This is a genomic window from Achromobacter denitrificans NBRC 15125, from assembly GCF_001571365.1.
Classification (GTDB): domain Bacteria; phylum Pseudomonadota; class Gammaproteobacteria; order Burkholderiales; family Burkholderiaceae_B; genus Achromobacter; species Achromobacter denitrificans.
Map to the genome: position 1 here is coordinate 1 of NZ_BCTQ01000090.1, position 1,361 is coordinate 1,361.

1 protein-coding gene is annotated in these 1,361 nt (G+C 66.7%); it reads right to left on the reverse strand.

Annotation, left to right across the window (positions count from 1 at the left end):
• Positions 1–1,130: Tar ligand binding domain-containing protein (locus tag ADE01S_RS30985; protein ID WP_156494273.1), on the reverse strand; the 1,130-nt coding region annotated here is incomplete at its 3' end.
• Positions 1,131–1,361: the final 231 nt, after the last annotated feature.

Genomic DNA, 1,361 nt, shown 5'->3' on the forward strand with positions numbered 1-1,361 from the left:
AGGATGTTGGTCTGGAACGCGATGCCGTCGATCACCGACACGATCTCGGAAATCTTGCGCGAGCTGGCCGAAATCTCCTGCATCGTGCTCACCACTTCCGACACCGCCGAACCGCCGCGCTCGGCCACGTCCGAGGCGCTGGCCGCGAGCTGGTTGGCCTGGCGGGCGTTGTCCGCGTTCTGCTTCACCGTCGAGGCCAGTTCCTCCATCGAGGCCGCCGTCTCTTCCAGAGAGGCCGCCTGCTCTTCCGTGCGGCTGGACAGATCGGTGTTGCCCGCGGAGATCTCGCGCGAGCCCACGTTGATTTCCTCCACGCCGCGACGCACCGCCGACACCGTGCGGGTCAGGCTTTCCTGCATGCGCTTGACCGACGCCATCAGCGTGCCGATCTCATTGGTGGAGTCCACGTCCACCCGCACCGTCAGGTCGCCGGCGGCGATCTTGTCGAAACTGTCGCTGACCGCGCGCAAGGGGCGCAGGACGACCCGGTTCATGAACAGGAACGCGCCGAGCCAGACGGCCAGGATCACGGCCGCCAGCACCAGGTAGACGATGGCCATGGTCGCCGATTGCGAACGGGCCGAGCCCACCAGTTCTTCGCTGTAGGCGGTGATGTTGTCGGCGAAGGCGCTCAGGCGTTGCGAGAAGGCGCCGCTGGCGGCGCCCGCCTTGGTGTTCTTCAAGCTCAGGTACGCGGCCGCATCGCCCTTGTCCAGGGCCGCCATCATGGATTGCAGCGCATCCGCGAACAGGTTGAACGAAGACAGCAGTTCACCCTCGGAAGCCTTGCCCAGTTCCGTGTTCTTCGGAATGGCCTTGAAGGCTTCCATCTTTTTCTTGGCGTCGGTCACCAGCTGCTGCACCGTGCGCGTATTCTCGGCCGCGCCGCCGGCGTCGCCCGCGGCACGCTGCGCCGCGGCGATGTCGGCGCGGATGGTGGCGCGCAGCATCTGCGTGTAGGCGTCCTTGATCAGGTTGGCCTGCTGCACGCTCAAGGTATCAAGCGCGTTGATGGCCTCGGTGCTGGACCGCATGCCGTTCCAACCCAGGACGATCGCCACCAGCGCCGCCAGGGCAACCGCCAACTGGGCAAGCATGAGGCCCGTGCGCACCTTCAGATTGCTAAACATTTCCATGTATTCCGGTAGTCGTCCCGGCGGCTTTCCCGCCGCCGGGCCGTAAAAGGGATAGCGCTACTGCATGGTCAAAGCATTGGCGGATCGCTCCGTCAGAAAGACTCCCAATCGTCGTCCGACGGCGGCGGCCGGCGGCTGGCCGACGACCGGATCGGGGCCGCGTCCGTCGCATCCGCCGTCCGGCTGGCGGGGCGGCGCGGCGGACGCGCCGCCGTGGCCACGCCC